The 8,689-nt window shown below is 62.7% G+C and carries 3 protein-coding genes; all 3 read right to left on the bottom strand.

Annotated elements, in window-relative coordinates:
* Positions 1-1,831 (bottom strand): glycoside hydrolase family 2 protein (locus AC1DSN_RS14215; RefSeq protein WP_477331252.1); only part of this gene is annotated, 1,831 nt, incomplete at its 3' end.
* 10 nt (positions 1,832-1,841) lie between these two features.
* Positions 1,842-4,214 (bottom strand): GH92 family glycosyl hydrolase, encoded by a 2,373-nt coding sequence (locus AC1DSN_RS14210; RefSeq protein WP_477331250.1) that lies wholly within the window; start codon positions 4,212-4,214, stop codon positions 1,842-1,844.
* A gap of 66 nt (positions 4,215-4,280) precedes the next feature.
* The gene (locus tag AC1DSN_RS14205) at positions 4,281-7,472 is read right to left on the bottom strand and encodes a TonB-dependent receptor (protein WP_477296877.1); all 3,192 of its coding nucleotides are present in this window, start codon (positions 7,470-7,472) and stop codon (positions 4,281-4,283) included.
* Positions 7,473-8,689 lie beyond the last annotated feature (1,217 nt).

Raw genomic sequence — 8,689 nt, 5'->3', positions numbered from 1 at the left:
CCTCATCCACCTTCTCGATCTTCCTATCGTAGGTGTACAGACCATTGTGCTCACCCTCGACATCGGTGATTTGCGTATAGACGCTGCCGGATACGCCAATGCCCGGACCCTTGTCGCGCAGCACGGCCGTGTTGGCGACATAGCCCTCGTTCAACGCGGCGTTGTCTTTCACTTCGCCATACGGGTTGATCGGCGTGTTCGGCCACACATGACCGGGGACACCCAGCGTCAGACCACCGTGCTCACCATCCATCGAGGCTCGCGTCGCATCCGGCGCGGGAAGACCCGGACCCTGGTAATCGTGGATGTCGATAAGATCGCCGGCTTTCGGATCACCCTTGGTGTCGCAGCAGTTGGCACCGCTACGGGCATTGACCAGGCGCGACGGATCGCGCTTCTTGATCTGCATAGCCAACTCGGCAGCAGCCGGAATGCTCCACTGCCCCCAGCCTTCGTTGAACGGAATCCAGCCGATGATCGACGTCTCGCCCTTGAGCTGCTCAACGATGGCCGTGACATCGGTGCGGAAGCCGGCTTYGTCGGCCTCGCTGAGCTTGTCGTTGTGCCCGTTCGGTAGCGCCGGCATGTCCTGCCACACCATCAGGCCGATGCGGTCGGCCCAGTAGTACCAACGCGCCGGTTCCACCTTGATGTGCTTGCGGATCGTGTTGAAACCCAGATCCTTGGTCTTCTGGATGTCGAACTTGAGCGCTTCGTCCGTCGGCGCGGTGTAGATGCCGTCGGGCCAGTAACCCTGATCCAGCGTGCCTAGCAGGAAGGTCGGCTTACCGTTGAGCACGATGCGGTTGAGTCCACCCACCTTCTTGATGCCGATGCTGCGCATGCCGGCATAGCTGGTCACGTCATCGCGCTGGTCACCCTGCGCGAGCGTGGCCTTGAAGCTATAAAGGAAGGGATCCTCAGGGCTCCACAGGTGCGGATGCGCGATGACCAGATGTAGCGGCTTGCCGGCCGGACCGCTCGCTTCGCCCACCGACTTGCCGTCCGCATAGGCGGTGACATGCAGGGTGGCGTTTGCGGCGTTGCCCTGCAGCTTCGACGTCACGGTAAAGGCATCCAGGCTGGACGCCGGCGTGAAGTCCAGCTGCGCCAGGCGGGTCGCCGGCACCGGTTCCAGCCAGACCGACTGCCAGATGCCCGACGCTGCGGTATAGAAGATGCCGTCGGGTTTCAGTCGCTGCTTGCCGACCATGACGTTAACGCCGTCGACCGGCGCATGCACGGCGACGACGATCTCCTGCTGGCCGCTCGGCTGCAGCGCCTGTGTTATGTCCGCACTGAAGGAGGTGTAGCCGCCCGTATGGTGCGCCACTTCCTTGCCGTTGACGTACACGGTGGCATCCTGGGCCACGGCGCCGAGGTTCAGCTGCACGTGCTGGCCGTGCTCCGTGAAGGCGGCCGGGATATCGACGAGCCGCCGATAGACCATAAAGTCCGAATGCTTCTGCACGCCCGAGAGCACCGATTCGATCGGGTACGGGACCAGCACCTGGTCCTTCAGCGCCTTTCCAAAAGACGGTGCACCCTTCCCGTCTGTCGCTGCGTACTGCCACAGGCCGTTGAGGCTCATCCACTGGGGATGTTCGAGCGAGGGGCGCGCCAGTTGCGGGCGCGGGTACTCGGGTAGCGCATTCGTGGGCGATACCTGGGAGGTCCATGGGGTTGCCAGGGGGGCTGCTTTTCCGTTCCAGACGGACCTGTTGTCTGATGCGGCGACAGCCATCGGGGTGACGATTGCGGCTATGGCGAGGGCCTCAAAGCATCGCCGCTGAAGCGGCTCCCACAGGGTCTTTCGTGCGTTGGCTTTCATGCGTTGTTCCTTAAGGGGCGGGGGCTGAGGCCGACATGGAAGGCGGTGCGTCCTTCGGGTCGGCGCCCCAGGTCTTGCTTGGCTCGGGGCCCATCGTGAGTACCAGCGTCGCGCCGTTCGCGATGTCTGCATCGCTGAACCAGGCCTTGGTCCACGGCTTACCGTTGAGCGTAGCGGACTGGATATACATGTTCCGCTCGGCGTTGTTGCGCGCGACGATCTCGAAGACCTTGCCGTTACCCAGGTGCAGACGGACGCTGTCGAAGAGAGGGCTGCCGATGATGTAGTCGGGCGTGGAGGGGTCGACCGGGTAGAAGCCCATGGCGCTGAGCACGTACCACGACGACGTCGAGCCCTGGTCGTCCATGCCGGGATAGCCGTAGCCGGTGGCATCGCTGCCGTACAGGTCGGTGAGAATGCGGCGCGTGAGCGCCTGCGTCTTCCAGGGCTGCCCGCTCCATGCGTAGAGATACGCGGCCTGCTGGTCGGGCTGGTTGCCCTGCACGTACTGGCCGATCACCCCGGTGCAATCGCGGCAGATGCCCTTGGGCGCGTAGGGCGTGTTGAAGAAGGTGTCGAGCTTGGCATTGAACGCATCGCGCCCGCCGAGCAGGTTCATCAGGCCTTGTACGTCGTGCGGCACGAGCCACAGGGTGGACCAGCCCGAGCCTTCCTTCATCATGAAGTTGTAGTACGGCTCGGCCGGATCGAATGGCGAAATCCACTTGCCGTCTTCGGTGCGGCCGCGGAAGAAGCCCACCGAGGGATCGAAGACGTTGCGGTAGTTCGCCGCGCGGCGCTGGAACATCTCGGCATCGTCTTTCTTGCCGACGCGCCTGGCGAGGTCGGCGAGCGCATGATCGTCCCAGGCGTATTCGAGCGTCGTGGCGACACCGGCCTTGCCGCCGGCATACGGCGGGCTGGGATTGCCCGGCGGAACGATGTCCGAGATCCAACCATTCTTGTCGTATTCGGCAAGATAACCGCGCGGGCCCTTCGGGTCGGTGGCGTTCTTGCGCAGCACTTCATAGGCGCCCGCATAGTCGAACGGAATACCGCGCTGCATGGCACCGTCGTAGAGGAAGACGGCATGGTCGCCGTGGAACGAGGTGTTCATGTAACCGTGTTCGCGCGCCCGCTCCAGCTCGGAGCGCATGATGTCCTGCACGACCTTCGGCTGGAGCAGCATGAGTAGCGCGATCTGGTTGCGGCCGGTGTCCCAGTACGGCACAGGGCTGTAGAGATCGTACGCGGCAACCTTGAGTTGGCCGTTGGCGTCGGTGTACTGCTCGCCCTTGCGCGCAACCACGCGCGGACTTGCAAAGGAGTGATACAGCGTCGAATAGAACAGCGCACGCTGCTTCGGCGTACCGCCAGTGACTTCGACACGATCGAACAGCTGAGCCCATGCCGCGCGCGCTTTGGCGTGCACGCTGTCGAAATCTCCCTCCGCCGCATGCAGCCGCTGGTCGGCTTCGTCCGCACTGTGGCCGTGGGCGATCCTCACCAGTACCTGATCGCCGTCCTTGGTATCGAAGGTGACATAGGCGCCGGCATAGTTGCCGGTCACCTTGCGCTGGCCCGTCTGCACGTCTTCATGACCGAGGCCCTCGCCCTTGTCGTTGACGTTGGCGTGGAACGTGCCGAACGCAGCGAAAGGACGCGAGAACTCCGCCACGAAGTACGGACCGTCCGCATCGTGGTTTCCGTGGTTGCCGGTATCGACACCGCGGATCGTGCGGTCACCGACGACTTCCACATCGCCGCCCGCGCGACGAAGATTGACCACAACGTTCGAGCGATGGCTCGCCGGAAAGGTGAAGCGCATCAGGCTGGTCCACTGCGTCACCGTCAGTTCGGCGCGGGTGTGGAACGTGGCGAGATCGACGGCGTAGTAGCCCGGAGAGGCCTTCTCGGTCGACTTGTCGTAATAGGACGCGGCGTAGTCCGGCGGCACGGTCCAGTCGCCCACCACGGGCATGATCATCGGCGCGGCGCGCGCGCCGTACGTCGAGCCACCACCGGTGAAACCGATCATGGCCGGGCGCCCATAGGCATAGGCCACGGGAACGCCCGTGGCAAAGCTCAGGTCCGCATTGATATTGACGGGTGCGGCGTCGGTCGAGCTTTGCGGCAAGCTCGCACCGGGCGAGGTCATGCCCGAATACAGCGGTTCACCGGGGGGCGGCGCATTGCCGATGAACTCCTTCTTATCCAGTGGCGCGGTGCCGACCAGCGGATTGGCTTCGTCGACGGATGAGGTGGCCGAAGCCGCGTGTTTGCCGTTGTCGGCGTGGACCGCGCTGATCGCTCCGAGCGCGAAGACCGAAAGTGCCACCGCGAGAGCGTGGCGACTATGAAGACGTGGGTGCGGGAGATTCATGCTGTTTTCCTGGGGACGGAAACGAAAGCGGGGCCAGGCTATGCACCTGACCCCGCTGGGCCTTCTTTAACCACCATCACCGAACTTGTACGTGATACCGACGTAGTACTGGCGTCCCGCGTATTCGAGGCTGACCAGTCGTGCCGTCGTATCGTTGCCCAGGTACTCGTGCGGCGTCGACTTCGACAGGTTGATCACCGACGCGGTCACGACGAAGTGCTTGTTGAACTCGTAATCACCGTTCAGGTCGATCTGGTGATACGGCGCCGAATAAATCGGCAGGCCCGCCGTCAGACCCTGCATGGTCCGGCCGGTGAAGTTGTCACTGGCGCGAAGCAGCAGACCGTTCTTCTCGTAAAACACCGACACGTTGGCCGCGTACTTGGCGCTGCCGATCAGCTCGGATTTGCCGACCTGCGTGTCGCCCAGGGAAACCGGGGTTTCCGTGGTGTGGTTGAGCGTGTAGTTGGCGATGTAGCCAAAACCCGAATCCCACGTGTGCTGGGTGTAGAACTCGATGCCCTTCGAGGTACCCGAGCGGCCGTTGGCATTGGTGCTGTACTGCATGAAGTTCGTCGGCGTGCCGTTGACGTCCACATTGATGTTGTTGACGGTGACCGGTACGACGAAGTTCTTCACCTTCTTCTGGAACAGATCGATACCCACCACCGAATGCGGTGCGTAGTACCACTCCGTCGCCAGATCGAACTGGGTCGCGGTGAACGGCTTCAGGTCCGCATTGGCACCGCTGCCGTACCAGCCCGGCAGGGGTGAGCCGAACTGCTTGCGATCGTCGTAGTACGCCTGGGTGTAGTTGGTCAGGCTGCCCAACTGGGCAAGATCGGTGTAGTTAGCACGAGCGAGCGCCTGCGAACCTGCCGCGCGAACGACGACGTCGTCCAGGACGTTCCACGCGATATTGAAGCTAGGCAATGCCTTGTTGTAGCGCTTGCGCGTGGTGCTGTTGTCGAACGTCTGCACGACCGCCACCTCGCGTGGCTGGTACTGGAAGTCACCCGGCGCGCAGGCGCCGCCGGCAATATTCTTGCCGGTGGTCGGGCAGATCAGGATGTTGCCGCCCGCGTCGTGGTAGTAGTCCGCGTTGTTGGTAGTGATTTCGTCGGCGACCGTGAGGTCCTGTCCTGTGCTGACGAAGCGCAGACCCACGTTGCCACGGACGGTGCCGGTGTCGAAGTTGGCCTGAACATAGGCCGCAGCGATCTTCTCCTGGATCGAGGACTTGTCATCGGGATGGTTGTAGAGAACCCGGTCGTAGGTCTGGTTGAGATAGTTGTAGTACGCCGGGTAATTGATCGCCGGGAAAGTGCTATCGCTATAGGCCTCGTTGGTCCCGTCGAGCGAATTCGCCTGGAGGAAGCCCGCGGGCAACTGGCCGGCGTTGGGATCGCAGGTCTGGAACTGCAGCGTCGTGCCCTTGCAGTACCAGCGCTGCTCGTTGTTCGTCTGCTCAGCGTGGTTGTCGCGGTACTTGAAACCGAACTGCAGCGACTGGAACCAGGTCGAATCGAAGGCCCAGGTGAGATCGGCCTGGGCGAAGTTCTGGGAGTTGCTGGTATTGACCATGTTGGAACCGGTCGAGCCCAGATCCACCTGCCCCGCGCCGGCCAGCATGTTCTGGAGCACGTCCGGCGAGGCGGTGAGGGTCGGCTTGCCATTGAGGGTCCATGCCGCGCCGTTGCTGCCGTCCACCCACTGTCCATTGACGAAGTTGCGCGGCTTCGCGGCCATGCTCAACTGCACCGACGGACCGCCCGTGGCCCAGGTACGGCCAAAGTTGAACGACCCGCTGAGGCTGCCGCCGTTGTCCCACTCGCCTTCGAGGTTGAGGGTCTGAGAGGTGGCCTTCTCGACGTTGTAGCTGCCATTGAGCCAGGGAATCTCGGTGGAGCAGGTATCCACGGCTTGACGCGCTGCGCCGGTAGACGGGTTGGTCAGCGAATTACAACCCACGCCCTTCGGCGGCAGGACGTAGTTCGCGCCGGTGACGATGGTGTGCGACGGATCGAACGTCAGGCCATTGGGTGCGAGCAACCTGCCCTGCTGGTCCGCGTAATTGCTGTTGCTCGGCAGGCCCCACTCGGGCACTTCCAGCGTGTTGGTGATCTGGGTCTGCTGCCGCTCGAAGCGAAAGTAGTTACCCGTCAGCAGCAAATGGTCGATGGGCTTGAATTGCATGGTCGCCTGGGCGCCCTTGGTCTTCAGGTCCAGCTCGTTACGACTCGTGGAGAACTGCTGCGGCATCCAGTAGCCCGAATCGACCTTGCCACCCTGGTCGACGACACCGCCGCCGGACCACAGGTCGAGATTGGGCGCCACGTCGGGACCGTATGGCTTGCCATGCACGTCCGTCGGCGGCGCGGTACACGTAGCCTGGCTGGTACAGTCGTTGCTCCACCAGTGCCAGCTGTCGGCCTTGGCCGTGTAATCGATATCGCGACGCTTCTGGTACGAACCCGCGACGAGGAAGCCGAACGTCTCGTCCTTGTTCTTCCACGACCACAGGGCCGAGGTCTGCGGGGTCTTCTTGCTGCTGTTGTCCGAGCCCGCGGCATTGATGGACACAAAACCATCATTCGCCTTCATTTCCAGCGGACGGCGCGTGTGCAGGTCGACGTTGCCGCCGATGCCGCCTTCGTCCAGGCGTGCTTCGAGGCTCTTGTAGAGCTTGATCTCGGAGAACATGTTCGCTGGCATCAGCGTGTAGTTGAACGAGCGCGTCAGGCCGGCGGAGGTATCTGCCGAGGCCACGTAGTTGCCGTTCAATTCGGTCAGCGTCAGCTCGGGCGCGAGGCCACGAATGCTGACCGTCTTGCCTTCACCCGATTCGCGACTGATGACCACGCCAGGCACATGCGCAAGCGCATCGGCGATGTTCTTCGCGGGGAACTGCGAGATGTTCTGTGCGTTGATGACCTCGACGATGGAGTTCGCATCGCGCTTGTCCAACACGTTCTGGTCGATCGACTGGCGATAACTCGTGACGACGACGGTGTCCAGATTCGTTGGACCGGCCGCGGTGTCGTTGCTCTGCTTATCTGCCTTCTTTTCCTTATCGTTTTTCGTTGCCGTCGAGCTATCAGTCGTTTGTGCCGGCGCGGGCGCTGTCGTCGTGACGGGCGCGGATGTCTGCGCGAAAGCCGCCGTCGGGACCCCCATGAAACCGACGAACGACAAGGTGGCCGAGGCGAGCGCGGCGCAAAGCGGCTTGCGCTTGAGCATGTGTGGCAGATAAGTCATTTCTTTTTATTTCCCTCAGTGGTGTGCGCCGTTCTTGAAGTCGGCGCGATGATCCCCCGTTACATCACTGCTGCAGATTCGCGACCTATGTCGGCATGCGTCCTCCTTATTTCCCGCATTTCAATCGATCCAAATTTACGGCGGCAGGCGGCACCTGCGGTCGTCAACGATGAGTGGCTCATACCCCTGGATGCGCCGCGGAAAGACCCGCTGCACCGAACGCAGGGCAGCGTTTCCCGTGATTGCCGTCGTCAGTGGACGAGAGGCAACGCAGCGACAGAATCTCTATGTCCGCCTACTGACTGCTAGGCGGAACTCGGCGGCAACGATCCGCGCCGCGGTCAAAAGACCTCATGAACACGGTCACGCGCGCTTCGCGCGGGCTGGTGCTCATGGACGTACAGGTGGTGCTTGCTTTCATGTGGCGGCTTCCCCTTCCCCAAGACAGGCCCGGCGGGAAGCGGCAACGTTCCGGGTGGCGCACGATGCGCACAGCCCTCTGCCCTCCCCACCCCAGTCCAAGCCAATGCACACCTTCGCGGCTGCGACGTGATGCAAATCACACTAGCTTGGATCGATCTAAATCCCCTGGGGACAGATTAAGACGCCAAAGCGATGAGGTGTCACGCTGCGCTGCAAAAATCTTAAGCCGGTTGGTCGTATTCACAACGGGCGTCGCCTGTCGTCGATGCATGCAAGACGACTCGGCCGCCATGGCGGCGGCCGATGCGGGCTTTCTTTTAGTTCTTCGCGGATTACCGGGGCCCGGCCGCTCGGCTTTTGGGCGGGCATTCTTTCGCAACTCGCACCTCGCAACTCGCACCTCGCACCTCGGGCCTCGCACCTCGGGCCTCGCACCTCGGGCCTGGCTCGCCTTCGGCTTCGCGGGCTCGGCTTTGCCGTCGCTTCGTACACTTGGGCGTCTCGCGGGGGAGACCTTGGTGTCCACCCTCGCTGCTCAGACACGTCCTCCGCGTTCGAAAAGGAAGGCCGCTCACGCGGCCCGTGTACCTATTTGGCCTACGGCCGCTCCACTTGTGCGGAACTCGCCTCGAGGGTGGACACCACGGTCTCTCACGACGATACGGTCAGCTGGACGAAGAGCTGGTGTGAGCGTGGCCGCCCAAGCGGACCATTACGGCGGTCGTGCTACGAACATTCCGGCTTGGTGAGACCCTTCCTCGCCGCGGCGCCGCTGCGCGCGGACGATCGCGAGC

This window comes from Luteibacter sp. P4_D7_3 (assembly GCF_056401735.1).
Note: the sequence above shows the minus strand (reverse complement) of the source record. Positions and strands in the feature narration are given on the sequence as shown.

What these genes read in the sequence shown, in the direction of transcription:
- AC1DSN_RS14210 (WP_477331250.1), bottom strand. Translation starts at nt 4,214, where the DNA reads ATGAATCTCCCGCACCCACGTCTTCATAGTCGCCACGCTCTCGCGGTG.
- AC1DSN_RS14205 (WP_477296877.1), bottom strand. Translation starts at nt 7,472, where the DNA reads ATGACTTATCTGCCACACATGCTCAAGCGCAAGCCGCTTTGCGCCGCG.